Here is a 24,732-nt window from a genome sequence, read left to right on the forward strand (position 1 = left end):
ATGGAACTGACTCCCCAATCCGAGCTGATACTCAAGAAGGCCGAGAAGCTGCCTGTCGCCAAGCTGACCGCTGTGCAATATCTGATTGCGGCGATCCTCGTGATTCTTGGCGCCGGCCTCTGGAGACTGGAGGTTGTCAGCGCCGATAACTTCCGTGCTCTGGCCGAGGCCAATCGCATCCGCAAGGTTCCCGTGCTTGCCCCGCGAGGACGTCTCTTCGATCGTGAAGGCCGTCTGCTGGTCGACAACTATCCTTCGGTCTCCTGCTTCATTCTGCGCGAACAGGTGAAGGACCTTGAAGCCGATATTCCGCTGATCTCTGTTGGCCTGCACATTACGCCAGATCAGATTCATGCTGTGCTGCGCCGCTATCAGGCAGCACCCAAATACCAGCCAATCCCGTTGAAACAGGACATCACTCCCGACGAGCAGGCCTTTATCGAGGCGCACCGTAACGAACTGCCCGAACTGGAAACGCTGGAAGAGCAGCGACGGCTTTATCCTCGCGATGGCTTCGCGGCGCACCTGATCGGCTACGTCGGTGAAATCTCAGAAGATGATTTGAACAAAGAGAAGTATGCTTTCTATCAACCCGGCGATGTGGTCGGAAAGTCAGGTGTGGAAGCAACATATGATTCTTTGCTGCGCGGTGTGGATGGCAGCCGTGATGTGATCGTGAACTCGCACGGCAAGGAGATCGGCCATCTGGGCCAAACGCTGGCCCAGCCGGGCAAAGACCTGAAGCTCACCATCGACCTTGATATTCAAATGGCAGCCGAGAAAGCGATGGAGGGCAAGAACGGTGCTGTCATCGCCATGGACCCTCACACCGGCGAGATTCTTGCACTGGTGTCGCGGCCGACCTTTGACCCGAATCAGTTCGCTGTCCGCCTGACAAAGAGTTATTGGAACGAGATTCTGACCAATCCCGATCACCCGCTGTTGAATAAAGCGATTCAGGCGCAGCTGGCTCCGGGGTCGACCTTCAAGATCATCATGTCGTATGCGGGCCTTGAAGAGGGTAAGGCACAGACGATGCATGTGCCCTGCAATCATGGCGCAACCTTCTACGGGCACTATTTCTCGTGCGACCGCAATCATGGGATGGTGAGTATCGATACCGCTATTCCGTATTCATGCGACACGTTCTACTACACGCTGGCGGATCGGCTTGGGATTGATACGATTGCGCGCTATGCAACGTCTGTTGGCCTGGGGCAGAAGACGGGCGTTGACCTTCCCGATGAAGCTTCAGGGACTGTTCCTTCGACGCAGTGGAAGATGAAGAACTTCCATGAGAAGTGGTACGCAGGCGAGACAATTTCTGTCGGCATCGGTCAGGGAGCCGTTACGGCGACTCCAATTCAGCTTGCACGTGCGCTCTCGGGGATTGCTTCGGGAGGCGTGCTTCACCGTCCGCATCTCGTGTTTCCTGACGAAGTTCCGCCTGATATGGAAGAGGCAGTGCATGAGACGTTTCCAGGGTCGGGAGAAAAGACGATTCCTCTATCGCCTGAGAACTGGGAGACGATTACGGATGCTATGTATTCTGTAACCTCGTCGCCCATCGGAACTGCCTATGCTGCTCGCCTGGAGGGCATTGATTTTGCCGGAAAGACCGGAACCGCAGACGTTGTCAGCGGGCGCGATAGAAGCAGCAAGAATAAGAACACGATTCCAAACGCGTGGTTTGTCGGCATGACGCCGCGGCGCAATCCCGATATTGTTGTGGCTGTTCTTTGGGAGCACGGTTACTGGGGCAACAACTCGGCAAGGCTGGCTTCGGGAATCATCAACGCCTTTGTCGAGAAGCAGCGCAAGCGCGAGAACAACGTTAGGATTGCTACGACGCCTGCGCCAGCTCCGGCTGCACCTTTGACGCCGAATCAGCCGACCGCGCAGGCAGCTCCGGCGCCTGCGGTGCCGAAACCTACGGAGGCTACGAACTAGCACGATGCTCCGCCTCTCCTCTTACCGCGACTTCGACTGGGTGTTGCTTGGCTTTGTCCTGCTGCTCAGCGTGATCAGTGTGCTTGAGATCAAGTCCGCGACGCTGCATACCAAGTTTCATGGCTTCGATCACAAGCAGATCGGCTTTCTTGCGGTTGGCCTCTTCCTGATGTTCGTAATGTCGGCGATCGACTATCACCGGCTGCTCGACATTGTGCCGTGGGCGTATGGCATCAGCATTCTGTCGCTGATTGCGGTCAAGCTGGTGGGGCAAAAGGTGCTAGGTGCGCGCCGGTGGATCAATCTGGGCGGCGGCGTCCACTTTCAACCTTCGGAGTGGGTCAAGCTGGTGCTGATTGTGGCTGTGGCTCGATACTTCTGGAACCTGGGCAATCGCGAGCTGAGCTGGCGCGATATCGGCAAGGCCTTTGCGCTGGTGTGCATTCCCATGATGCTGGTGCTGATGCAGCCGGATATGGGAACGTCGCTGACGTATTTTCCAGTGCTGCTATGCGGTCTCTTCCTTGGCGGCATTCGCTTCAAGCAGGCGGTTATTCTCGTTTTGATCGCCGCGGTTCTTGGCGGGATTGCGTGGAAGAGCGGCAAGCTGCTGAAGCCGTACCAGAAGGCACGTCTGACAGCCTTTATCGATCCGGATGCCGATCCCAAGGGCAAGGGCTACCAGATTCGGCAGTCGCTGATTGCGGTTGGGTCGGGCGGAATCTGGGGCAAGGGAGCGAACAAAGGGACGCAGACGCAAGGCGACTTTCTGCCGATTCCGTATACGGACTTTATCTTTGCGGCCTTCTGCGAAGAGCACGGCTTTGTCGGTGCGCTTGGCGTGTTGTTGATCTACTTTCTGATCCTGATGCGGCTGATTCAGAATGCGCAGACGGCGGCGGATCTTCCAGGCGCTTACATCATCATGGGCATCGTTGCGGTGATCGTCTTTCAGATTGCGGTCAATATCGGCATGGTCCTTGGGCTGATGCCCGTTACGGGCATTCCGCTGCCGCTGATGAGCTATGGAGGATCATCCATTCTGTTCACCTTTTTGGCTCTGGGGATCGTGATGAATGTCCGCATGAGCCGGTTTGTGAACTGATTGGCCCCCCTCCCCCCTGTGTTTTTCGTAAAAGCTTTATTTTGTTTTTGTTGTGCGATTTGCACAGGCTAAAATATTCATTTGATGTGGGTTAGTTATCAAAATATTGATTTATAAAGAGTTAGCCCCAGTCCTTTTGGAATTGGGGCTTTTTGTTTGCTGATTTAAGTGTAGCGAAGTGAGGGAAACTCATCGGCAGATTTTTGTGGGTTTATTTGCTTTGGAATGAGGGAGTTGTGATTTTGGGGGGCTTGACAAGGTTTTCGCTCCAGCTGGCTGGAGGTCGTTTCGCCTTTCGGCTTCACTCCTGCCTTCGGCAGAGCGGTGGCCGCTTCGCGGCGGCTGGACTTAGAGGGCCAAGCCTGAAGGCTTGGCGTACCTAGAAGCGGTTCGTGCTGCTGCGCGAATGGCCCCGCCCATGTCGCGATGAAGCTGCGCCATGATGAGTGGGGTACCTGTTTTGGTGGCTGGGAGATGGCTCCGCTTTGGTGGCGGGGATGGTTCTGCGAAAAAAATGCGGAGCGAGCCTTCGACTTGGCTCGAGATAGGCCCTCAAGCCGAATGTTTAAGGAGGCGGTTCGTGGTGGCTGGATTCGATACCCTTTGACTTTGCTCAGGGCAGGCTCTGAAGCCCGTGTTTCTTGACGGGGTGGGCTTTGGGGTGGAGGTTGGGGATGGGGAGGGTTCGACTGCGTCAGATTGTGGGACAGAGATGGCTTGGAATGATCTTTTCCTGAGGTGGGAGGATGTGCTGTGGCGGGGCGACTTTGCTGAAGAGGTTCTTTCGAGTGGCGGGTGTTGCGGCTTTAGTGCAATACTAGATGCAGCACCCTGGCACGCGGCTGTAGATGCCCACGTCAGCGTGAAGTCCCGCTTCTCCCAGGCGAATATTCCCCGGAGAGCGGCTAACAAGATTTGTTGAAGAAAAGGCCGGCCAGGCGAGAGGTTCCATCCGTTGGCCGGACAGGATTCAGAGAAGATGAACGCATCCGGATGGCAAACGGCCGCACCTCAAACTATGAATATTGAGGCAGTTACGGTCACCGATTCCGCATGCTGGCAGTTGCTCGAAGGTTCCTTTGGCGTATCCGATCTCAACCGTCCACCCGGTTCGCACAGGCGATCCCGGACGGCAGAACATGTTTACCCATCCGCTGGACGGTCATCTGACGCCCGTCGATTCGAGTCTCTCCGTCTCTCCCATCCTGTCCGTTCGGCGGTGAGCCAGACCTAAACGAAAAGGTCTGGACACGCGATCCCCTCGGCCTCGGTCTGCCGCCCGTAAAGGCGGGCAGAAAGAGTAGAGCAAGATGCCGAAGGAAATTTATATATCAAGCACGCCGCACGAGACGCGGCTTGCCATTGTCGAAAACGACGCACTGACAGAGGTTTACTACGAGCGGGAGAACGAATATACGCTCGCGGGATCCATCTATAACGGCCGTGTGACGCGTGTGCTTCCGGGAATGCAGTCGGCGTTTGTCGACATTGGCCTGGAGCGCGACGCGTTTCTTTACATTACGGACTTTATGGAGGAGGCCGGAGATTCGGCTGACTTCGAGGGCGAGGGTGGACAGCGCCGCAATAACCGTCAGCCGCAAACGATTGAAGGCGCACCGCAGGGTGAGCGCAACCGCGATCGCAATGGGCGTGGACGCCGTGATCGTGGCCGTCAGAGCGAAAGCGAGCCGCAGGAGACGCAGGATAGCTATGAAGGTGCCGAAGCGGGTGCCGAGGAGAGTTATTCGGCTGAGCCGCGGGAGGAGAGCGCCGAGGTGGGTGAGGGTGCTCCGGGAGCGGATGGAAGCCGTCGCTGGCGTGGCCGTCGTGGCCGTCGCCGCGGTCGCGGACAGAGGGATGATGCCCGTCAGCAGGCTACGGCGGGAGAGCCGCAGGAGGCCGAGGCTGTCAGCGGCGATGCGTATGAGTCGTCGCTTGAGGTGGATGGAGCGGCGGAGCAGGAGCTCCATGTAGAGGCTGCTGCGAGCGAGAATGATGTGCCGCAGGAGAGCTTCAACCGCGGCGATCGTGGTGGGCGGAACGAGTCTCGCAACGATCAGCGCCGCGATGGGCGAGGCCGGGATGACAGGGGGCGTGGAGGGCGCGATCGCAATGGCCGTCGCGTGCCGCGTGGATTTGCTCCGCGCACGTCGCACTATGGATTGGAAGACGGCTATGTAGCCGCGGAAGAGACGCAGCAGGATGGAGCGGCTCCTGTGCCGATCATTCTTCCGGGTGAATCGCTGTCGAAGTATCGTCCGGCGGGAGAAGAGCCGCAGGCTGCTGAGGCTGCGAAGGCGGCTCCTGCTGTGGTTGCTGTGACGACGGCTCCGGGCTATGTGATTCCTGAGGGATGGGACGGAGGCTCGGTGCTTCCGGGTGAGTCGCTGTCGCGTCATCGGAATCGTCCGGCGGCTGCTCCTGTTGCTCCTGTTGCTGCGGAGCCGGTTGCTCCGGCCGAGGTGGTTGCTGCGGAAGAGGCTCCGGTGCACAACGAGGTTGCGGCTGCGGAGGCGACGGTTGCGGAGCATGTGGAGTATGAGCCGACGGAAGCGTCGGTTTCGTATCGCGTGGACCCTGTTGCGCCGAGCGAGTTTCGTCAGAGCGCTCCGGTGGAAGAAGAGCCGATGACGGAGGTTGAGGAGATCGTCGCCGAGCATACGGAGCTTCCGCACGCGGAGATCGAACAGCTTGAGGTTCCTGCGGCGCAGGTTGAAGAGTTGCATCACGCGGAGCCGGTGGTTGAGGCTGCTGCGCCTGCGCAGGATGTGACGGAGATTCATGCGAACGGCACGATGGAGTCGTTTGCTCCTGTGGTTGAGCCGGTCGAGGCCGAGGCTGAGCGGGAAGCGTTTGAGCCGGGCCATGTCGAAGAGGAAGCGATCGACGACGAAGACTACGACACGACGATGCTGCACGCTTCGTCGGTCGAGGAGCTGGACGATCTGGACGAAGAAGAGACGCTGGAAGGCGCTGCCGACCTGGGCACGATGCTGCGCGAGATGTCGATTGACGAGATTACGCGCGCGGGTGTTGAGGAAGACGAAGAGGATGACTTCGAGGAAGAGGACGCTGTCGATGATGGTGCCCACGAAGCGTTTGCTGAAGACGCGCTCGATACGGAGACGGAGTCGGAAGAGGCAGACGAGGCGGAGTATGCCGAGGATGGCGAGCAGGCGGCGGAAGTGGAAGGTGCTCCCGCGCAGGACCGGAGCCGTGATTCGGAGCGCCGACGTGGGCGTCGCGATGGACGTCGTGGGCGTGACCGTGGCCGCCACTCGGGTGGCGGAGATCGCGAGCGCAGTGGGGGAGGGCGCGGACATCATCACAGCCGCAGCTCGATGCAGGCGACGAATCTGCCGGCGATCAGTGAACTGCTGAAGCCGGGCCAGGAGATCCTTGTGCAGATTGCCAAGGAGCCGATTGCGAAGAAGGGTGCGCGCATTACGTCGCACATCGCGCTGCCGGGACGCTTCCTGGTGTTTATGCCAACGGTGAATCATACGGGTGTCTCGCGCAAGATTGAGTCGGACGGCGAGCGCCGCAGGCTGAAGGAGATTCTGCTGAGCGAGAAGGGTGAGGCCGCGGGCGGCTTCATCGTACGCACGGCAGCGGCTGGAGCTACGGAAGAGGAGCTGCGCAGCGATCTGCGCTTCCTGCTGAACCTGTGGGCGGATATCAAGCAGCGTTCGGAGTCGTCGAAGTCGCCTGCGCTGATCTATCACGATCTGAATCTTGTGGAGAGGATTCTGCGCGACCAGGTGACGGATAACTTCTCGGCGATCTGGGTCGATAGCGAGTCGGACTATGAGCGGATTCTGCGCTTCCTGCAACGCTTCCAGCCTTCGCTGATTCGTCGCGTGAAGTTGTACTCGAAGGAGGTGCCGCTGTTTGAGCAGTTCGGCATCACCGAGGAGATCAACAAGGCGCTGCGCTCGAAGGTGTGGCTGAAGTCCGGTGGATCGATTGTGATCAACCAGACGGAGGCGCTGGTTGCAATCGACATCAACACGGGCAAGTATGTGGGCAAGACGGCTCGCCTGGAAGACACGATTGTGAAGACGAACCTCGATGCGATTCCAGAGATTGTGCGGCAGATTCGTCTGCGCGACCTGGGCGGCATCATCATCATCGACTTTATCGATATGGATGAGCGCAAGAACCGCAATCGCGTGATGGCTGCGCTGGAGGAGGAACTGAAGAGCGATCGCGCTCCATCGAAGATTCTTCAGTTCAACGATTTTGGCCTGGTGGCGATTACGCGTAAGCGCGTGAAGCAGTCGCTGGAGCGTACGCTTTCGACGCAGTGCAGCGTGTGCACGGGAACCGGCATGGTGAAGTCGCCGGTGACGGTGTGCAACGACATCTATATCGAGATGCGCAAGATGGCCAAGCATCTGGATCGCGGCGATGTGATGCTGCGCGTGCATCCGGATGTGGTGAAGCAGTTGAAGTCGTCGACGAAGTGGTTGCAGGAGATGGAGGAGATTGTGGGCAAGACGATCCTGGTCAAGTCCGATCCGAGCCTGCACCCGGAGCAGTTCGACATTCACTAATGGCCGTTAGCAGTAAGTCACACGGGCAGGCATCCTGCTGATTGCAGGGTGCCTGTCGTGTTTATCCGTCACAAAAACGATGACGAAGCTGTCATCCTAAAACGAATTTCGAGCGTCCTACACAACAAGCAGATTAATTTAGGGTTATTGACATCTAACAGTTGTAGGGATTGCAGCAAAAGCTTATGGGAGTCAAGAGGATGCACTGGAAAATTCAAAGCTTGTCAACGCTGGTTCTTCGTACAGCGGCTGTCACACTGGTTAGCACTGCCGGAACGCTCTGCCTGCATGCACAGTCCACGTCAGCCACACAGCCGGTTAAGGCGCTTGATCTGAAGGCCAGCCTGATGGCTCCGGTTTCAGTTACGACGCCGACCGATCTCAACTACAGCTCGAGCGTAGGCGCAGACGAGATGGCGAAGGCGGATGATCTGGGGCTGGGGAATGGGGAGATGCAGCCACCTCCGAGACGTCGCTATGGCCGCACGAATTACAGCGACCGCTGGCACAATCCGGATGGATCGAAGAAGTACACTTTTGCGGTCGGCGGCGGTTTCGATGCTCCCGCCGGGTCGACGGGAAAAGATCTTGCCGTGAACTGGAGATTCCAGGTAGCTGGTGGATACAACATCGATAAGAAGCTGAGTGTGCAGCTGGAGTACGACTACGACAAGTTCAATCTGACGAGTGGCAACATCAACCGTCAGTTCAATCGTTACAACTCGCTGGGACTGGTCGACCAGAACGGCAACCCGATCGACTTCTCAGGGCTTGATGGAAGCACGCACGTCTGGTCGCTTACGCTGAATCCGAAGTACAACTTTTATCAGGGTGAGTCGGCTGGAGCTTACGTGATTGGTGGCGGCGGTTTCTACCGTAAGGTAACGAACTGGACGTTGCCGCAGCAGGGCACCTACTGCGACTTCTTTGGCTTCTGCTACACCTTTACGCAGAACCAGGTCTTCGATCACTACTCGAATAACGCTGGCGGTCTTAACGCCGGTATCGGTTTCACGTATCGCTTGTCGCGCTGGGCATCGGAGAACGTGTATGCAGAGGCGCGCTATGTGTGGGTGGACAACCAGCCGAGCACGAACTCTGTGAATGGCCTGTATCCGGAGAATAATCACCGGACGGGCTACTTCCCGGTGACGTTCGGCATACGCTGGTAGTTGGTATGTACGTTGAGCAGGGCCCGGCCATGTGCCGGGCCTTGTGCTTTTAATGCTGGCGCATCTCGATTGCGTATCCTGCTACGGCTCCGACGACGATACAGGAACTTGATACGAGGACATGAATCAGGCCGTTCTGTTCTGCTTCGCCATGATTGAGCCAGAGGGTGCGGATGAGGATGACTGCAAGCAGAGCTGCGGCGAGAAGTGGGTTTGCTCCGGTTGCCACCCATGCCACTAGATATCCGCCAATGCAGGAGAAGAGCAGCCAGAGCAGATCCTGGAACAGCTTATAGGGACTGCGGAGACGATAGTTCTCGACCGCAAGAGCAGGGTGCAGTCCTACGATGGCGAAGGTCGAGGCCAGCATCAGTGCGATGACGGCAACATACCCGAAAACAAGCGCAACAACGAGCAGTGAGACAGAGAGCATAGGGTGGTCGAGCTGCCGGTGCATCTCTGGAGGCGAGCAGGTGTCGCTAGAATAGCGAACACCTATCGTTGCGCAATCGAGTCAATAGTAATCACGGATGCATTACTGCCTCGATCTCCGAGGCTTCATGGGGAAGCTGCGCGACGAGATCGATTAACTTGCCATCGGGGTCGACATAGAAGACATCCTCGATGCGGATGCCGATGTTCTCTTCGGGAATGTAGATTCCCGGTTCGATGGTGAAGACCATGCCCCTGGTGAGTGGCTTGGTGTAGTCCCATGGATCGTGGACGTTGATGCCGACGAGATGCCCGAGGCCGTGAACCATATACTGGCCCAGCGGCTGGCCGTGGAGGTCTTTGCCGTGGGCGTTGACGTAGGCGAAGGCGACCTGGTCGAGCGAGTCGGGGTCTTTGTGCTGCGGATCGTTGATCTTGGATTTGCCCGCTACGAAGGCTTCGGCGGCGGCGCGCTGTGCGCCGAGGACGATGTTGTAGATTTCGCGCTGGCGTGCGGTGAAGTGGCCGTTGACGGGCATGGTGCGGGTGATGTCGGAGGCGTACATGCTGTATTCGCCTGCCTCGTCGATGACGACGACGTCGCCGGACTGCATGGTGCGCGCATTGTCGCTGTAGTGCAGCGTGGTGGAGTTGGGGCCGGAGCCGACGATGGGTGCGTAGCTGGGGCGCTCGCAACCCTCCTGCATCATCTTGGCGATCTCGATACCGGCGACGGTGCGTTCGCGTACGCCGGGCTTGATGGCACGCATGCCCGCGCGCTGTGCGGCGATGGATGCATCGGAGGCTTTGCGCAGCAGCTCGATCTCGGCGGGCGATTTGATGGCGCGTAGCGGGACGATAAGTTGGGCTACGTCTCCGGCTGGCTCGAGTGAGCCGAGGCCGAGTGTGGCGGCGAGGAACCCGAGTGCGGATTGGGCCTGCGTCGAACCTTTCTCGGACCAGATGTTGCGCAGGCGCGCGCGGTCGGCGGCGACGAGCTTGTTGAGGACGATGGGCAGCTCGGTCATGGGCAGCACTTCGTCGAAGCCGGTCGTAGCGGCGACGTTGGGCGTGGCTGCGTCCATCTTGGGGCCGGTGTATTTTTCGAGGCGCAGGTTGCGCGTGGGGAGGAAGAGGATCTCGCGATAGGGCTGGGCTGGGCGTCCGCCGAGTGCGGTGCCCGGAGTTTCGGCGATGGCCTCGACGGCAGGGAGGACGAGCATGGCGGCGCCGGGCTCGTTCCATCCGCTGAGATAGTAGAAGTCCTCGTCCTGCCGGTAGGGCATGAGGTCGAGTACGGGTTCTTCAGCAGCAAAGAGGAGGGCTGCGCCGCCGTGGAGCTTTGTAGCGAGGGCTACGCGGCGCTGGCGGTACTCGGATTTGGGGACGGAGTCGAGGGCGTGCAATGCGGTGCAGGCGATTACCAGCAGAGTTGCAATGGCGTGTAGACGAAGCTTCATGAGCGAATGCTCCTTACGAACTAGATCCCCATGGGGAAGGGCTTCTCGTGGAACTCCTGCCCGGCGGTGCCGAAGCGCTCAAAGCGTCCCTGCAGCAGACTGAGCAGGCCGGTATACCAGTAGCCGAAGACGAAGAGCACGAGGAACGGGACGGTGAAGTAGTTCTCCGTCGAGATGGCGTACCAGACGGTGAAGGCGAAGTAGGTGCCGATGGCGAGCTCGATCCATGGGATGATGCCGAGGCGCTTGCGGTACTTCTTGGCCTGACTCTTTTCGCCCTTTTTATTGACGCGGTACTTCGGGGTGCGTGCGAAGGCGGACTGGACGCCGAAGAGAGCTTCGAGCACGGCCTTGGCGTTGGTGATGGTGAGGCCGACGCCGAGGGCCATGAGGAACGGCAGATAGATAAAGGTCTTGAGCCAGCTTTTCGGGAAGAGCTCTTTCTGGCTGACGAGATAGAAGCTGGAGATCGACATGGTGCTGGCCATGAAGAGTGGCAGGTCGATCAGCAGCATCTGCAGCAGGCCCTGCCAGCTGCGGATGATCATGGCGGGCATCAGCAGCACGCTAAGGACGATCATCAGCGGATAACTGATGTTGGCAGTGAGGTGGTACCAGGCCTCGAGCTTGGTATGCCAGGGCTGGTCGCTCTTCATCACGCGCGGAAGGATCTTCTTGCCGGTCTGGATGAGGCCCTTGGCCCAGCGTGCCTGCTGGGTTTTGAAGGCGGTCATCTCGATGGGCAGCTCGGCGGGGCACTCGACGTCCTGCAGGTATTTGAACTGCCAGCCGACCATCTGCGCGCGGTAGCTGAGGTCGGTGTCCTCGGTGAGGGTGTCGTGCTGCCAGCCGCCTGCGGAGCCGATGGTCTCGCGGCGCCACATGCCGGCGGTGCCGTTGAAGTTGAAGAAGACACCGGCGCGCGAGCGGCCTCCGCTCTCCAGCACGAAGTGGCCGTCGAGCATGATGGCCTCGACCTGCGTGAGCAGGCTGTAGTCACGGTTGAGGTGCGTCCAGCGCGTCTGCACCATGCCGATGTTGGTTTCGGCGAAGTGATGGATGACCTGCATGACCCACTCACGCGGTGGGACGAAGTCGGCGTCGAAGATGGCGACGAATTCGCCTTTGGCGACCTTGAGCCCGGCATCGAGCGCACCGGCTTTGAAGCCGTAACGGTTCTCGCGGTGAATATAGGTGATGGGCTGCGGGTCCATGCCGGCGAAGCCGCGGGCGTAACGCTCGACGATCTGCTGCGCGACGACGGTAGTCTCGTCGGTGGAGTCGTCGAGCACCTGGATTTCGAAACGGTCGCGAGGATAGTTGAGGCGACAGCAGGCGTCGATGAGGCGGTCGATGACGAACTGCTCGTTGAATATGGGAAGCTGAATGGTGACGAAGGGGAGCTGGCCTTCGGGGAAGCGTGCCGGCGGTTCGCTCCATTTCGCGGCGTTCTTTTTATTGCGGTAGTAGAGCCAGACCAGCTGGTAACGATGAATGCCGTAGAAGGCGAGGATCACCATCACGATGAAGTAGGGAATCAACAGCGAGGTGTCGAAGGCATTCCAGCGATAGAGTCCCTTGAAGGTCTTGTCCAGGTAGTGAGTCTTCCAGTAGTGGCTGAGGCCGTGCGGCGCCAGAAGCAGCCCGAGGACAGAGGTCAGGCGCGTGGTCAAAGATGGAAGATAACTTAGCAGTGCTGGCTCCGATGTACTTTGTATCGAACCGATTCTACCTAATTCAGGAACATCGTCCGGTACAAGGTGTCTCGCTGCACGGGTTTGAAGCCAGCATCGCGAATGATGCGGCGCAGCTCCTCTTCCGTGGTGCAGTTGGAGGTTCCGGCCGCCTTGACGACGTTTTCTTCGAGCATGACGGAGCCGACATCGTTGCCACCGAAGCGCAGACCCATCTGCAGTACCTTGAGTCCCTGGGTGACCCAGCTGGCCTGTACGTTTTCGATGTTGTCGAGATACATGCGGCTGATGGCGAGCGTTTTGAGGTATTCGACGGAGGTGGCCTCGTCCCATCCGCGGCCGCCGAGAGCGGTGTTGTGCGGCTGGAAGCTCCAGGGGATGAAGGCGGTGAAGCCTCCGGTCTCCTCCTGCAGGCGGCGGACGACATCGAAGTGGTTCATGCGCTGCTCAAAGGTTTCGCCGACGCCGAACATCATTGTCGCGGTGGTACGCATGCCGAGCTCGTGGGCGGTGCGGTGGACGCTGACCCAGTCTTCGGTCTTGCACTTGAGGCGCGCGATGCGATGGCGAACATCGTCGTCGAGAATCTCGGCACCGCCGCCGGGGATGGACTGCAGACCGGCGTCGCGGAGACGCATGATGGTGTCGCGGAGGGAGAGCTCGGAGTACTCGGCGATGGCGAGAATCTCGCTGGCCGAGAGGCAATGCAGCCAGATGTTGGGGAAGCGCTCGCGGATGCCGCGGAAGAGGCGCTCGAACCAGTCGATCTTGAGGTCGGGATGCAGGCCGCCCTGCATCAGCACACCGGTGCCGCCCATTTCCTCGGTCTCGCGGATCTTGTCGTAGATGGTCTCGAAGTCGAGGATGTAGCCTTCGCTGGAGAGCTTGCCCTTCAGTGGCCGGTAGAAGGCGCAGAAGGTGCAGTACTCTGTGCAGAAGTTGGTGTAGTTGATGTTGCGGTCGATGATGTAGGTGACCACACCCTCAGGATGCATGCGGCGGCGAACCGCATCGGCTTCCATGCCGATTCCGATTAGATCGTCACTGTTGAAGCAGTCGAGCGCCTGTTCGCGGCTGATTCCCATAGAGGTATTTTACGCCTTGTGAGGCAAGGACAGCCTAGTGGCCACGCGTCAGCAGAACGATTACCAGTATGAGGAGAACTGCGGTAAGGCTTGCGCTGATCTTGATCCACAGGTTGGCTGAGGCGAGTTTGTTGTTGAGCAGGTCGATGTGCTTGTCCTGCCTTTCGATGGCTTGTTGCGCAAGCCGTACGCTCTCGTTCAGCTCGGCGATCTGACTGCCCTGTTCGATCAGTTTGCTGTAGAGCCCGGCGTGTGCCTTGGTGACCTGGCCGAGATCGGCCTGGACGCCTTCGGCCATGGCGGTCAGCGCAGCCTCGTTGGCCCGCTCGTTCGCGGTGCGGGAGGAGAGGTACTTGTCGGCCAGCGGCACGAGCCGGGTGACGTGGGGCAGAAGCTCGAAGAGTTGCATGAGAACCTTGGGCCACATACGCAGGAAACCTACCTCTCCGCGGCGTTCAGCCGGCGCGACTGGATCGTCCGCGTCGCCAGAACGAAGCCGGTCACCAGAAGGATTGCTGCTGCGATTCCTTGAGACCATAGGCAGTAGATGCACCATTTCTCCAGAATGTATGCCTCGATGTAGCTAAGAAATGCGGCAAACATGAAGGCGATGAGCGATGCCTGGAAGGTGAGCCACCATTGGCTGGTAAGCGCGAGGATGGCGATCAGGGCGTAACCGACGATGCCGAGGGTGGCAATGGGGATGTGATGGCCGCCCTTGGGGTCTTCGTCGAAGCTGCGCGGAGGAAAGACGGCGAAGCGGCTGTGGTTGACGGCGCCGCAGTCGAACTTTTCTGTGACGGCGCAGGGCGGAGCCTGGGAGGGGTCCATGTTGTGGACATGCAGCGCCATGGAGGAGACAACGATGCCTGCAACTGCCAGAAGAGCGACCAGATACTTCATCGCTTGATTCTACGATGCCAGCGTGGGTTTCGAGAGGCCTGGTCTCTTCAAACCGTCACACGGGAAGGGCTACAATAACCGCGTGAAGACGACCCGTAGAGAGTTTCTTACGCTGATGGGAGCGGCCGGAGCTGCAGCCGCTTTGCCGAAACCGCTGTTTGCCGCGCCAGCCAAGGCCGAGCCATTTACGTTTCTCTTTCTGACGGACAGCCATATTCAGCCAGAGCTGGATGCGGCCAAGGGCACGAGCATGGCCTTCCACAAGGCGAAGACGTTCAAGGCCGACTTTGCGATTCAGGGTGGCGATCACGTATTCGATGCTCTCGGTGTACCGAAGCAGAGGGCTCTTTCGCTGTTCGATCTGTACGACAAGACGGAGCAGGACCTGGGGTTGAAGGTACATCATACGGTCGGCAATCACGATGTGCTGGGTATCTATCCGGAGAGCGGGATTCCGGCGACCGATCCGTTGTATGGCAAGAAGCTGTTTGAGGATCGCTTCGGCAAGCGTTACTACAGCTTCGACCATAAGGGGCATCACTTCGTCGTGCTGGATTCGATCGGTGTTACCGACGATCATGCTTACGAAGGGCGCATCGACGCCGAGCAATTGACGTGGTTGAAGGCCGATCTTGCCGCGCTGCCTGCAAAGACGCCGATCATTGCCTCGGTGCATATTCCGCTGGTTTCGGCGTTCGCGTCGTATGTTCCGGAGTCGTCCACGATTGCGAAGCACCATGGTCTTACCGTGGCGAACGCGAATGAAGTGGTGGATATCTTCGAGGGGCATAACGTACTCGGCGTGCTGCAGGGGCATACGCACATCAACGAGAACGTGGAGTACAAGGGTGTCCAGTACATTACCAGCGGCGCGATCTGCGGCAACTGGTGGAAGGGCTCACGCATGGGGACGCCGGAAGGCTTTACAGTGGTGACGGTTGCCGATGGCAAGCTGACGTCTCGCTATGAGACGTATGGGTTCAAGGCGGTGGGGTCGTAATCGCGGCTTCTATTTCTTCTGTGGCGTGTCGATGAAGGCGAGATTATCGCGCAAGTCCAGACGTATGCGGGCTCGGCTCAAGCTTTCGGCGCCCAGGAATCCTCCAAAGTAAGTGGACGACGACACGACCCACGAGTTGATAGGACGGATGACTTTACCGAACCGCATTGCATACTCCGCCCCACCCAGCAGTTTGGCAGCCTGCTTGTTAGAGTCGTCGTACTGCTTTACCGGAATCGCGTCCTTTGCAGTCTGGGTCGAGACCTGTTCGTGCGGCATATAGATATCAAGCAGGAACAGGCGGGTGTGGACGGGATCGATTTGCGTGGGAATCAGTGGCATTCCACCTTCATCATAGATGGACATCCAGTCGCTTAGTTCTTTCGGGCGAAAAGCAACCTGATTGGGCCAGGGGCCGGCATTGATCGATGCATGCTCCTGCGCATCCATCGTCACCTGGCTCCAGTGCGCTTTGATCTGATCTGGAACTGCCGGAAGTGGGTCCAGGGTCATCTCCAATGCAGACAGGTCAAGTGTGGTTAGAAAATCGCCAAAGAAGGCCAGAGGGATTTCACCACCTCCGTAGTGATCTTCATTGTCGATGATGATTGGACAGTTGCGATACTCCAAATCTCCGATCTTCACGCTGGACGCTCGCACAAGATCTGTGTCCGAGCTCTCTTCTCCCAACCGCACGTGGCGGTAAAGCGGCGTCCAGTTGGACAAACCAACGTCCTTAGCCGCGGCGCGAGAGAGATAGATGGAATCTCCCAGGCCGAGAGACAATGTCTTCGCATGTCCGTTGATCTTTACGTCGAGCTCCACCGGCATACCAAACAGGCTCAGATTCGGATTGAGATTCGTAACCTCAAGATGGATAGGAACGCGTGCATGTGGATGAGGAGCAACCACGGTACATCCATCGGCGAGGACGAGTTGTACCTGTTTCGCGTTGGCAACCCAGTGCGCCTTGCGCTCGGCCGCTTTGTCCGGGATACCCGAGGCGATCGACTGATAGGCTGCGGGCTGTTCGTCCGGCGGACGAGTCTCCGCCCAGATCTCGCGCACACGAAGAGGAGAAAGCTGATGCGCCATCCGCGCATGCTTCGCTGCCGCCTCGCCCTGCCCGGCTGCCAGCTCGATTCGCGCGGCCAGAGCCAGTGCGCGATAGTTGCAGGGGTCGAGGGACATTGCCTGTGAGACGGTCGTCATTGCGGTTGTCGCATCTCCGCGTATCCACTGAACTCCAGCCAGAGTGGAGAGAGCTATAGAATTCTGCGGATGCGCATGAAGCAGCCGGTTGGCATCTTCCGTGGCATCGTCCAGATGCCCCCATGCAACAAGCGTCTCGATAGCCTTGGCTGCGGCATCGAGGTTGGATGGGTCTTTGTCGGTAAGTCCCTGAAACGCCCGGTGCGCGATGAAATATTCGTGCTTCATCACGGCGATCTCCGCGTCGGAGATCGACTCGTTATCTACGGTGCAGGTGTGGGATTGGGGAGAAGGAACACTCTGCGCGGCAGCAAATCCAGAGATCAGAAAGAGGAGGAAAGCAGTCTTCATGGTCATTATCAGTCTGCAATCGTAGCCTGCCAAAGCCAGGATGAGCTATAGATATTTCTCCAGGCGTCTCTTCATAAGCTTCACGGCTTCGCGGTTTTGGTCGATAAGCACGAAGGTGCGTTTGTGCCTGGCGGCGGCTACACCCGTGGTGCCGCTGCCTGCGAAGAAATCCAGTACGGTGTCGCCGGGATTGGAGTGCACCTTGACGATGCGTTCCAGGATGCCGAGGGGTTTCTGTGTGGCGTAGCCGGTCTTCTCCTTGCCGGTGGGGGAGACGATGGTGTGCCACCAGACGTCGGTGGGTGTTTTGCCGCGGGCGGCCTTCTCCTCGCCGACCAGAGTTGGGGCCATATAGGGGATGCGGTCACACTCGTCGAGATTGAAGGTGTAGCGCTTCGGGTCTTTCGTGTACCAGAGGATGTTGTCGTGCTTTGCTGGCCAGCGGCGTTTTGCGCGCGCGCCATAGTCGTAGGCCCAGATGATTTCGTTCTGAAAGCACTCGCGGCCAAAAATCTCGTCGAGCATCACCTTGCAGTAGTGCACCTCGCGATAGTCGATGTGGAAGAAGAGCGAGCCGGTCGCGGTAAGGATGCGGTGGGCTTCTTCCATGCGCGGGCGCAGGAAGCCGGTGAAGTCGTCGAAGCTGTCGCTGTAACCTGCTCCTGCCCGTTTACCGGCGACAAGCTCGGTACGGTAACGCCGCCCACCGAAGCCGACACGGTCGCCTGCCTCGTCGCGTACGGTCTTCATCTGGGGACGCATCTGCCGCTTGCCTGTGTTGAAGGGAGGGTCGACGTAGATCAGCTCAGCCGATTCGTCTGGCAGAGTTCGCAAAAGCTTCAGGTTGTCGGCGAGAAGAATCCGGTTGCTGTCCTGGTTCATTCCGGTACAGTCCATTCCTTTTTGTTTCCTTCTAACACGAACGCAGTGTTTGACGGGGACGACTATCCGTGTATTGTTTTCTGCGGATAGATTTTTTTCGAAGTGGCAGCCAATAAGCTTATCTACGCCATGCTCTCAGATAAAGGCCGCGTCCGTCGGGCCAACGAGGACGCCTGCGCGGCTTCGCCTGTGTCTGGCGCCTTTGTTGTATGCGATGGCATGGGCGGAGCGGCAGGAGGCGAGATCGCCAGCCACCTGGCAGTCGAGACTTTTCTTGCGCATCTTGCTCCCAACGGAACGCCGCATACGCGTGTGCAGTCGCGCCTGAATTCGGCGGTTCAGGCGGCAAACGACGCAATCTACCGGCAGGCTCGGCATTCGCCGCATCTTTCCGGCATGGGGACGACGCTGGTCGGTCTACTGCATGCTCCGATTGTCGGAAAGGAAGAGCCAGAGGGCACGAAGCGCACGCCTCGCAATCATACGAATGCTCGTGCTACAGACCCGCCGACGATGTGGCTGGTGCATGTGGGAGACAGCCGATGTTATCTACGGCGTCGCGGGCAGCTTAAGCTGCTGACACGCGATCACTCCCTGGTCGAGGAGCAGGTACGAGCCGGACAGATCACGCCGGAACAGGCGGCGGAGTCACCGATGCGCAACCTCATTACGCGCGCTGTGGGTTCGCAGGTCACGGTTGAACCGGAGATTCACGGCTATCGTCCCCATGCCGGCGATCTGTATCTGCTGACCTCTGACGGGCTGACGCGGGAGCTGGAAGACGCCAGTATTGCGGAAGTTCTTGCAGGCATTCCAGAGAACCCGAAGAAGACCGATCTGCATGCAGCATGCAAGGCCCTGGTTGAAATGGCCAATAAGCATGGCGGTGAGGACAACATCACGGTCATGCTGGTCGCGGTGCATCCGGAGTAGCGGCCAGCCCGGTCGCGGCTGACTGGGGATAGCTGCTACACTCGGCTGCGCATGGAAGATACCGCAAAGTCGACGATCAAGACGATCGCAGTGCTTGGCGCAGGAACGATGGGTAACGGCATTGCCCATGTTGGAGCGCGTTCGGGATTCAACGTGATGTTGTGCGACCTGCAACAGGATTTTCTCGATCGCGGTCTCGCGACGATTGAAAAGAATCTGGCTCGCGAGGTTGCCAAGGACAAGCTGACGAAAACGCAGGCGGAGGAAGCGCGAGGGCGTATTACGCCTACGCTCGACCGCGAGTCGCTGGCAGGCTGCGATTTTGCCATTGAGGCCGCGACGGAGAGGTTTGAGATCAAGTCAGCCCTTTTCCGCGATCTGGACCGTATTATGCGGCCGGAGGTGATTCTGGCCTCGAACACCAGCTCCATCTCGATTACGAAGCTGGCTGCGCAGACGAAACGGCCTGTGCAGGTGATCGGCATGCATTTCTTCAACCCCGTGCCGGTGATGCAGTTGGTTGAGGTGATTCGTGGCCTTGCGACATCGCAAGCGACCTTCGATACGGTGCAGGCGTTGGCGGTGGCATTCGGCAAGACTCCAGTTGAGGTGAATGACGCTGCGGGCTTTGTCTCGAACCGCGTGCTGATGCCGTTGATCAACGAAGCGGTCTTTGCCGTAATGGAAGGCGTCGCTACCCCGGAAGCGGTGGACAAGGTCTTCCAGCTCGGCATGGCGCATCCGATGGGGCCGCTGACGCTAGCCGACTTCATCGGACTGGATGTCTGCCTGGACATCATGCGCGTGCTGGAAGAGGGGATTGGAGACCCGAAGTATCGTCCCTGTCCACTGCTGGTCCGCATGGTCGATGCCGGATGGCTGGGGCGCAAATCCGGCCGCGGGTTCTACACCTACAACTGAATACAAGCGGGTTTGCCGTCCGGTTATTTCGGTAATCGCGGCGCAAGCTTCATGTAAACTGACCGTCAGTTCGATGGGGATCCTATTATGCTGACCACCATCAAAACGCTTCTGGAGCAGATGCGGATCACTGATGCGGAGATCAGACAGCGCAAGGATCTGCTTTTTTTTACCTCGCATGACGCTGAGGTTTTGACTAAGTTTGCACCGATCATTGCGGAGAATATCGACACACTAGTCGAAGAGTTCTATCGGATCCAACTCGGCATTCCAGAGATTGCCCTGTTGATTGGGGATGCAGATACATTGACCCGGCTGCAGCGCGCTCAGCATAAGTACATAGTTGATCTGTTCTCTGGTGTGTACGACCTGGAATATGTCAACAATCGTCTGCGCGTTGGCCTGGTCCACAAACGCATCGGCGTCGAGCCCAAGTTGTATCTGTCGGCGACGAAACTGCTAAAAGAGCTGTTGTTCGACCTCATCGGCAAACATAACTCTGTTCCTGAAACCACGCAATCGATCTGCTCAGCACTGGATAAGCTACTGTATTTTGATGTGACTCTGATCGTCGAAACCTACATTCGCAGCCTGCTCACGGAAATCGAGATCGCGAAGGGAAAATCGGAACAATACGCACGCAATTTGGAAGAGCGTACGCGCCAGTTTGAGGAATTGGCACGAGTCGATCCGTTAACCGGCCTACTCAATCGCCGGTCGCTACCCGACATTCTCTCCCGTGAGCTTGTTGCCGCGCAACGCCGGTTGGAGATGATTTCGCTGGTCTACATCGATATTGACTACTTCAAACAAATTAACGACGAGAGCGGTCACAAACGCGGTGACGAGGTGCTACAGGTCTTCGCCGAGGTTATCCGCGCCACCGCACGCGCTACCGATATCTGCTTCCGCATGGGTGGGGATGAGTTCTGTATTCTTATGCCGAATTGTAATGCGCGTAACGCAGAGACAATCTTCTGCACGCGCTTTCGAGAGCATCTGAACGAACGTCTGCCGAGCGTCGGAGCAAGTATCGGAGTGCACTCGACGGGTCCGGATAGCTATGTCACAGCAGCAACGCTAATCGAACATGCCGACGAGGCGATGCTTGCGGTGAAGCGAACCCGCAATGAGCCAAACGGCAAAGCGCAGCGTATGCAAGACAGCGCCGAGATCGCGTAAGAACCGCACGGAATAGAAACTCTGTAGAACCGGTAGGGCAACAACCGCTACACTTGAACGTCTGGCGCATCTCATAGTCGTATAGACCGCGACAGCAGGAGAATTCATGGCGAAAGAGCTTTACTTTGAGGATTTCTACGTAGGCCAGAAGATGAACTCGGTTGGCAGTGCGAAGGTGACAGCGGAGGAGATCAAAGAATTCGGCCAGAAGTATGATCCGCAGCCTTTCCATCTGGACGAGGCGGCGGGCGAGGGGTCGTTCTTCAAGGGACTCGCTGCGTCGGGCTGGCTGACGGCAGCGATTGTGATGCGTCTGCGTGTGCAGTCCGTCCCCGTGGCCGGCGGCATGATTGGCGCCGGTGTGGAAGAGATGCGCTGGACGCAGCCGGTCCGTCCGGGCGATACGATACGCACCGAGATCGAGGTCGTCGGCGTTCGCCACTCCAACACGAGACCCGATTATGGTGTCGTCCGTACGCGCACACTGGCCTACAACCAGCGGAATGAGATCGTCCTGCGTTCTACGGTCAACTTTCTTGCGCCTCTGCGGCATCCTGTTGCCAAGTGACTGCCCTGTGACCGCCAAATGACTCAGGGCGAACGGGAGTTCCTTAAGACGCAGATCGACGAAGTCGTGCTTCTGGAGACGACGAGCGGGCGGCGCATGCTCGCTCAGATCCTCATCGTCTTCGACGAGGGCGACACGCCGGACCTGTTCTGTCTTGAGGTGGAGGCGACGCAAAGCGGATACGTCCAGAAGGGAACGACGGGGCACTCGATCCTGCTGTCGGAGATCGCGAGCGTTCATCGGCCGCGCACGGTGGGAGAATCAAGCTAGTTACGTTGCCCGAAAACCCACAGGCTAAGAGCGTATCGTAGACCCATGCGGATGACAGTGCTCGCCTCGGGCTCCAAAGGCAATAGTGCGGTCATCTCTTCGGCGCGGACACGTGTGCTGGTGGATGCTGGTCTCTCGTGCCGTGAGCTATGTAAGCGCATGGCGGTTGCCGGTGAAGACCCTACAGCGCTCGATGCCATCCTCATCACCCACGAGCATCAGGACCATGTTGCCGGGTTAGGCGTGCTGGCCCGCAAGCTGGGCATCCCCGTCTACTTTACGGAGTCCACACATCGTGCATGGCTACGGATGGTGACGCCACGGAGGACGCTTTCGTATGCCGAATGGCTCGACCAGATGCAGCGAGAGAGAGAAGAGCGAGCGAACGCTGCTGCCACCGCGGCGGTTGCTACGCACACTGCTGAACCGGGCATCTGTGACAGCATGTCGGCAGCTGTCGAGGCAGCTTCAGAGACAGAGACTCTGGAAGACCCGGATGAGGCGGAGAGCCAGCAGCAGTCACGCGCGAAGCCCGATCCTGCCTTTCTGCCCTCCGTGGAATACTTCCACTCCGGTCGGCAGTTTTCGATAGGCGATATCGAGATCACACCGTTTACGATTCCGCACGATGCAGCCGATCCCTGCGGTTTTGTCTTTGCCGCCGAGGGTGTGCGCATGGCGCTGGCTACCGATCTTGGCTATATGCCGCCGAACGTCAAGGCAGCACTGCGGCGGATCGATGTGCTGCTGCTGGAGTCGAATCACGACCTGGAGATGCTGAAGGATGGGCCGTATCCGTGGTCGGTCAAGCAGCGCGTGCTCTCGCGCGTCGGCCATCTTTCCAATATGGCGACGGCGGAGTTTCTGGAGCAGGACTATGACGGCACCGCCAGCTTTATCGTGCTGGGGCACCTGTCGGAGTCGAACAACGCTCCGGAGTTGGCGCGCCTTGCGGCCGAGCAGGCACTTGCCGGGAGGCCAACACTGCTCGGTAATCGGATTCTGCTGGCCGAACAGGCAGCGCCGATGGAGCCGATCTGCCTGTAAAGCATTGATTTAGCTGTTGCACTGATTTTGTTGCGATTTCCAGGCAGTTACCGAGTCAGGTCCTTTTAAGCGAATCTTTTGATTCGTTTGGGGTATCCAACAAGGTAGAATGAAGTCTTACAGGACAATGAAAAAAGCAGCTTCAGGAAATAGCATCAGCCGCCGTGAGCGTTATGCCACCTGCACCGATCAGGTGGTGGGAGATATTCTCTCCGGCTGGCGCTATGACATCTCGGGCCTCTCGCCGGCAATGCGCACGGATTATGAGCAGCACTTCTCGGAGTGCGGCTACTGCCGCCGCCGTCAGCGGATCGCCCGCACGATCGATGTGCTGCTGATCTCGGTCAGTACGCTTTCTATTGCTGCTTTCATGCTGGCAGCCGTTATTATCCACAGGCTCGAAGCGATTACGCATATCGGCAAGGTGTACCTGCACGTCAGTCAGGCTCATGCAGTTGCCATCTCGCTGGAGGCGGTTGCCGTGGCTGGCATTATCCTTTCGACGCTTCTCTGGGTCCTGGTTGCGATTGCGACTCCGCTTCCGGGCTTCCTGGGACAGATTGTCCAGCAGCGTATTCCTGCCGACCTTCGTGAGCGTTTCTCGAAGGCTGCGTGATTCCTTCGGCCTTCTGATCTAAATTCAATTCTTGCAGTGATAACCACATAGGCGTTCGTGTGCGCGCCGCGAGTTTGATAGCGTAGAAGACGTCTATGTCATCCTCCCCACAACCTGAAGGCGAGATTCTGCCGCCGTCGATGGAGACGGATCGCAGGCAGGAGACATTTACGCCTCCGCCATCGCGCCAGACACGCAGTATTCTCTCTGCTCCGGGAACGTACGCACTTGTCGGCATCAACAGCGCCGTTTTCATCTGGATGGTGCTGCACGGCGTTTCCCCTGCGTCGCCGACTCCGGCGGAGTTGATTCACTTTGGCGGCAATGTGCCGGTGCTGGTGTTACATGGTCAGTGGTACCGGCTGCTGACGGCCACCTTCGTGCACGTCGGCCTGATCCATCTGCTGACGAATATGTGGTGCCTGTGGAATCTAGGCCTGTTGGGCGAGCCTCTGCTGGGGCCCTGGGGAATGGTTGCGGTCTACATGCTCACCGGCATCGCGGGCAACCTGCTCAGCCTGGGCGTCAACGTCGTGTTGCACGACTTCGTCTCCGTCGGCGCAGGAGCGTCCGGTGCCGTCTTTGGCATCGCAGGCATTCTCATCGTGCTGCTGTCGAACCATAAGCTGCCTATCCCGGTCTTCGAGCTGCAGCGGCTGCGTAAGTCGGTCATCCAGTTTGCAGGATTGAACCTCATCATCGGTTTGGCGACGATCGCTCTACCGCTGATTCGCATCGACAACTCGGCCCATGTGGGCGGCTTTCTCTTCGGCCTGGCTCTGGGAGTTCCTTTGGTGCCGCGCATGACGAGTGGGCGAGCACGCTATCTGCAACGGCAGAAGATCACCTTTGCCGGTGCGGCGTTCTTTCTTGCTTTGTTTGGCTACTGGATCGCTAATCTACGATAGGCGGAATCCATGAACGTAAAAACGCGGACCCGCATTGGGTCCGCGTTTTATTTGGAAATTTCCTTTAGCTCAACGTTGTCTGAGCAAACTTTCTGACCATGGCCAGCAGCAGGCGCCGGTCACTCTCGCCCAGATGAGAGGAGTAGCGCTGCACCTGCGTCAGGAAGCGGATCTCGTCCTCGCCCAGGTGCAGGGATGACATCTCCTTGCTGACGACCTCTTCAGCGAAGAACTCCGACAGCTGCAGGTCGAGCGCGCGGGCGATCTTCTGCAACGTTTCGAGCGAGGGAACGGTGTGGCCGTTCTCGACGCGCGAGAGATAGCAGCGCAGCAGCCCGGTGCGCTTCTCGATATCGCCCTGTGACATGCCTTTTTGAAGACGATAATCCCGGATCGTCGCGCCAATATTCATCGCAATAGAAAGAGCCTCGGGGGACTCGTGATCAAGTTCGGCAGTAAGTGTTTGCATGTCGGCCATTAGCCAC

General features: G+C 58.5%; 23 protein-coding genes. 14 read left to right on the forward strand and 9 right to left on the reverse strand.

Features of this window, described 5'->3' with window-relative positions:
* From mrdA to KFE13_RS14035, 5 genes are all read left to right on the forward strand, one after another.
* Complete coding sequence (gene mrdA / locus KFE13_RS14015) at nt 1–1,950, forward strand: penicillin-binding protein 2 (RefSeq protein WP_260703728.1); 1,950 nt, start codon at nt 1–3, stop codon at nt 1,948–1,950.
* Nucleotides 1,951–1,954: 4 nt separating this feature from the next.
* Nucleotides 1,955–3,055 carry a rod shape-determining protein RodA gene (gene rodA, locus KFE13_RS14020; RefSeq protein ID WP_260703729.1) on the forward strand — a complete coding sequence of 367 codons (1,101 nt, stop codon included), beginning with the start codon at nt 1,955–1,957 and terminating at the stop codon, nt 3,053–3,055.
* A gap of 1,079 nt (nt 3,056–4,134) precedes the next feature.
* Entirely contained in the window at nt 4,135–4,278 is a 144-nt protein-coding gene (locus tag KFE13_RS14025) for a hypothetical protein (RefSeq protein ID WP_260703730.1), read from the forward strand.
* 87 nt (nt 4,279–4,365) lie between these two features.
* Entirely contained in the window at nt 4,366–7,611 is a 3,246-nt protein-coding gene (locus KFE13_RS14030; protein WP_260703731.1) for an Rne/Rng family ribonuclease, read from the forward strand.
* 221 nt (nt 7,612–7,832) lie between these two features.
* A complete protein-coding gene (locus tag KFE13_RS14035) occupies nt 7,833–8,783 on the forward strand; it encodes a porin family protein (protein WP_260703732.1) in 951 nt (316 codons plus the stop codon).
* Nucleotides 8,784–8,832: 49 nt separating this feature from the next.
* Here the strand turns inward: KFE13_RS14035 and KFE13_RS14040 are convergent, their stop codons facing one another.
* The 6 genes from KFE13_RS14040 to KFE13_RS14065 all read right to left on the reverse strand — a co-directional run bounded on the left by KFE13_RS14040 (nt 8,833) and on the right by KFE13_RS14065 (nt 14,357).
* Nucleotides 8,833–9,216 (reverse strand): hypothetical protein, encoded by a 384-nt coding sequence (locus KFE13_RS14040; protein WP_260703733.1) that lies wholly within the window; start codon nt 9,214–9,216, stop codon nt 8,833–8,835.
* A gap of 91 nt (nt 9,217–9,307) precedes the next feature.
* Complete coding sequence (locus KFE13_RS14045) at nt 9,308–10,675, reverse strand: aminopeptidase P N-terminal domain-containing protein (protein WP_260703734.1); 1,368 nt, start codon at nt 10,673–10,675, stop codon at nt 9,308–9,310.
* 20 nt (nt 10,676–10,695) lie between these two features.
* A complete protein-coding gene (locus KFE13_RS14050; protein ID WP_260703735.1) occupies nt 10,696–12,348 on the reverse strand; it encodes a cellulose synthase family protein in 1,653 nt (550 codons plus the stop codon).
* A 59-nt stretch (nt 12,349–12,407) separates the two neighbouring features.
* Complete coding sequence (mqnC, locus tag KFE13_RS14055; protein ID WP_260703736.1) at nt 12,408–13,454, reverse strand: cyclic dehypoxanthinyl futalosine synthase; 1,047 nt, start codon at nt 13,452–13,454, stop codon at nt 12,408–12,410.
* A 34-nt stretch (nt 13,455–13,488) separates the two neighbouring features.
* Nucleotides 13,489–13,881, reverse strand: coding sequence for a hypothetical protein (locus tag KFE13_RS14060; RefSeq protein WP_260703737.1), 393 nt, complete (start codon nt 13,879–13,881; stop codon nt 13,489–13,491).
* A gap of 11 nt (nt 13,882–13,892) precedes the next feature.
* Nucleotides 13,893–14,357 (reverse strand): vitamin K epoxide reductase family protein, encoded by a 465-nt coding sequence (locus KFE13_RS14065; RefSeq protein WP_260703738.1) that lies wholly within the window; start codon nt 14,355–14,357, stop codon nt 13,893–13,895.
* Between the two features lie 82 nt (nt 14,358–14,439).
* On the opposite strand from KFE13_RS14065, the gene KFE13_RS14070 reads away from it, so the two are divergent.
* Nucleotides 14,440–15,357 (forward strand): metallophosphoesterase family protein, encoded by a 918-nt coding sequence (locus tag KFE13_RS14070; RefSeq protein WP_260703739.1) that lies wholly within the window; start codon nt 14,440–14,442, stop codon nt 15,355–15,357.
* Nucleotides 15,358–15,366: 9 nt separating this feature from the next.
* On the opposite strand, the gene KFE13_RS14075 is transcribed toward KFE13_RS14070, so the two are convergent.
* Nucleotides 15,367–16,920 carry a hypothetical protein gene (locus tag KFE13_RS14075; protein WP_260703740.1) on the reverse strand — a complete coding sequence of 518 codons (1,554 nt, stop codon included), beginning with the start codon at nt 16,918–16,920 and terminating at the stop codon, nt 15,367–15,369.
* A 45-nt stretch (nt 16,921–16,965) separates the two neighbouring features.
* A complete protein-coding gene (locus KFE13_RS14080) occupies nt 16,966–17,817 on the reverse strand; it encodes a DNA-methyltransferase (RefSeq protein ID WP_260703741.1) in 852 nt (283 codons plus the stop codon).
* A gap of 87 nt (nt 17,818–17,904) precedes the next feature.
* Between KFE13_RS14080 and KFE13_RS14085 the strand changes: the two genes are divergently transcribed.
* From KFE13_RS14085 to KFE13_RS14120, 8 genes are all read left to right on the forward strand, one after another.
* Nucleotides 17,905–18,735 carry a PP2C family protein-serine/threonine phosphatase gene (locus KFE13_RS14085; RefSeq protein WP_260703742.1) on the forward strand — a complete coding sequence of 277 codons (831 nt, stop codon included), beginning with the start codon at nt 17,905–17,907 and terminating at the stop codon, nt 18,733–18,735.
* A gap of 51 nt (nt 18,736–18,786) precedes the next feature.
* On the forward strand, nt 18,787–19,656 hold the full coding sequence (locus tag KFE13_RS14090) for a 3-hydroxybutyryl-CoA dehydrogenase (protein ID WP_260703743.1): 870 nt from the start codon (nt 18,787–18,789) through the stop codon (nt 19,654–19,656).
* 87 nt (nt 19,657–19,743) lie between these two features.
* Nucleotides 19,744–20,838, forward strand: coding sequence for a GGDEF domain-containing protein (locus tag KFE13_RS14095; RefSeq protein WP_260703744.1), 1,095 nt, complete (start codon nt 19,744–19,746; stop codon nt 20,836–20,838).
* 106 nt (nt 20,839–20,944) lie between these two features.
* A complete protein-coding gene (locus tag KFE13_RS14100) occupies nt 20,945–21,406 on the forward strand; it encodes a MaoC family dehydratase (protein ID WP_260703745.1) in 462 nt (153 codons plus the stop codon).
* An 18-nt stretch (nt 21,407–21,424) separates the two neighbouring features.
* The gene (locus KFE13_RS14105) at nt 21,425–21,676 is read left to right on the forward strand and encodes a hypothetical protein (protein ID WP_260703746.1); all 252 of its coding nucleotides are present in this window, start codon (nt 21,425–21,427) and stop codon (nt 21,674–21,676) included.
* 45 nt (nt 21,677–21,721) lie between these two features.
* Complete coding sequence (locus KFE13_RS14110; RefSeq protein WP_260703747.1) at nt 21,722–22,723, forward strand: MBL fold metallo-hydrolase; 1,002 nt, start codon at nt 21,722–21,724, stop codon at nt 22,721–22,723.
* Between the two features lie 127 nt (nt 22,724–22,850).
* Nucleotides 22,851–23,339, forward strand: coding sequence for a hypothetical protein (locus KFE13_RS14115; protein ID WP_260703748.1), 489 nt, complete (start codon nt 22,851–22,853; stop codon nt 23,337–23,339).
* A 95-nt stretch (nt 23,340–23,434) separates the two neighbouring features.
* Nucleotides 23,435–24,247, forward strand: a complete 813-nt coding sequence (locus tag KFE13_RS14120; protein ID WP_260703749.1) for a rhomboid family intramembrane serine protease — start codon at nt 23,435–23,437, stop codon at nt 24,245–24,247.
* Nucleotides 24,248–24,311: 64 nt separating this feature from the next.
* Here the strand turns inward: KFE13_RS14120 and KFE13_RS14125 are convergent, their stop codons facing one another.
* Nucleotides 24,312–24,716 carry a helix-turn-helix domain-containing protein gene (locus tag KFE13_RS14125; protein ID WP_390891621.1) on the reverse strand — a complete coding sequence of 135 codons (405 nt, stop codon included), beginning with the start codon at nt 24,714–24,716 and terminating at the stop codon, nt 24,312–24,314.
* Nucleotides 24,717–24,732 lie beyond the last annotated feature (16 nt).

This window comes from Edaphobacter flagellatus, from assembly GCF_025264665.1.
GTDB lineage: Bacteria > Acidobacteriota > Terriglobia > Terriglobales > Acidobacteriaceae > Edaphobacter > Edaphobacter flagellatus.

Coding starts and splice junctions, on each gene's coding strand:
- KFE13_RS14065 (WP_260703738.1), bottom strand. CDS start 14,357: ATGAAGTATCTGGTCGCTCTTCTGGCAGTTGCAGGCATCGTTGTCTCC.
- KFE13_RS14030 (WP_260703731.1), top strand. CDS start 4,366: ATGCCGAAGGAAATTTATATATCAAGCACGCCGCACGAGACGCGGCTT.
- KFE13_RS14060 (WP_260703737.1), bottom strand. CDS start 13,881: ATGTGGCCCAAGGTTCTCATGCAACTCTTCGAGCTTCTGCCCCACGTC.
- mqnC (WP_260703736.1), bottom strand. CDS start 13,454: ATGGGAATCAGCCGCGAACAGGCGCTCGACTGCTTCAACAGTGACGAT.
- rodA (WP_260703729.1), top strand. CDS start 1,955: ATGCTCCGCCTCTCCTCTTACCGCGACTTCGACTGGGTGTTGCTTGGC.
- KFE13_RS14090 (WP_260703743.1), top strand. CDS start 18,787: ATGGAAGATACCGCAAAGTCGACGATCAAGACGATCGCAGTGCTTGGC.
- KFE13_RS14120 (WP_260703749.1), top strand. CDS start 23,435: ATGTCATCCTCCCCACAACCTGAAGGCGAGATTCTGCCGCCGTCGATG.
- KFE13_RS14080 (WP_260703741.1), bottom strand. CDS start 17,817: ATGGACTGTACCGGAATGAACCAGGACAGCAACCGGATTCTTCTCGCC.
- KFE13_RS14095 (WP_260703744.1), top strand. CDS start 19,744: ATGCTGACCACCATCAAAACGCTTCTGGAGCAGATGCGGATCACTGAT.
- KFE13_RS14040 (WP_260703733.1), bottom strand. CDS start 9,216: ATGCTCTCTGTCTCACTGCTCGTTGTTGCGCTTGTTTTCGGGTATGTT.
- mrdA (WP_260703728.1), top strand. CDS start 1: ATGGAACTGACTCCCCAATCCGAGCTGATACTCAAGAAGGCCGAGAAG.
- KFE13_RS14100 (WP_260703745.1), top strand. CDS start 20,945: ATGGCGAAAGAGCTTTACTTTGAGGATTTCTACGTAGGCCAGAAGATG.
- KFE13_RS14125 (WP_390891621.1), bottom strand. CDS start 24,716: ATGCAAACACTTACTGCCGAACTTGATCACGAGTCCCCCGAGGCTCTT.
- KFE13_RS14115 (WP_260703748.1), top strand. CDS start 22,851: ATGAAAAAAGCAGCTTCAGGAAATAGCATCAGCCGCCGTGAGCGTTAT.
- KFE13_RS14045 (WP_260703734.1), bottom strand. CDS start 10,675: ATGAAGCTTCGTCTACACGCCATTGCAACTCTGCTGGTAATCGCCTGC.
- KFE13_RS14105 (WP_260703746.1), top strand. CDS start 21,425: ATGACTCAGGGCGAACGGGAGTTCCTTAAGACGCAGATCGACGAAGTC.
- KFE13_RS14075 (WP_260703740.1), bottom strand. CDS start 16,920: ATGAAGACTGCTTTCCTCCTCTTTCTGATCTCTGGATTTGCTGCCGCG.
- KFE13_RS14110 (WP_260703747.1), top strand. CDS start 21,722: ATGCGGATGACAGTGCTCGCCTCGGGCTCCAAAGGCAATAGTGCGGTC.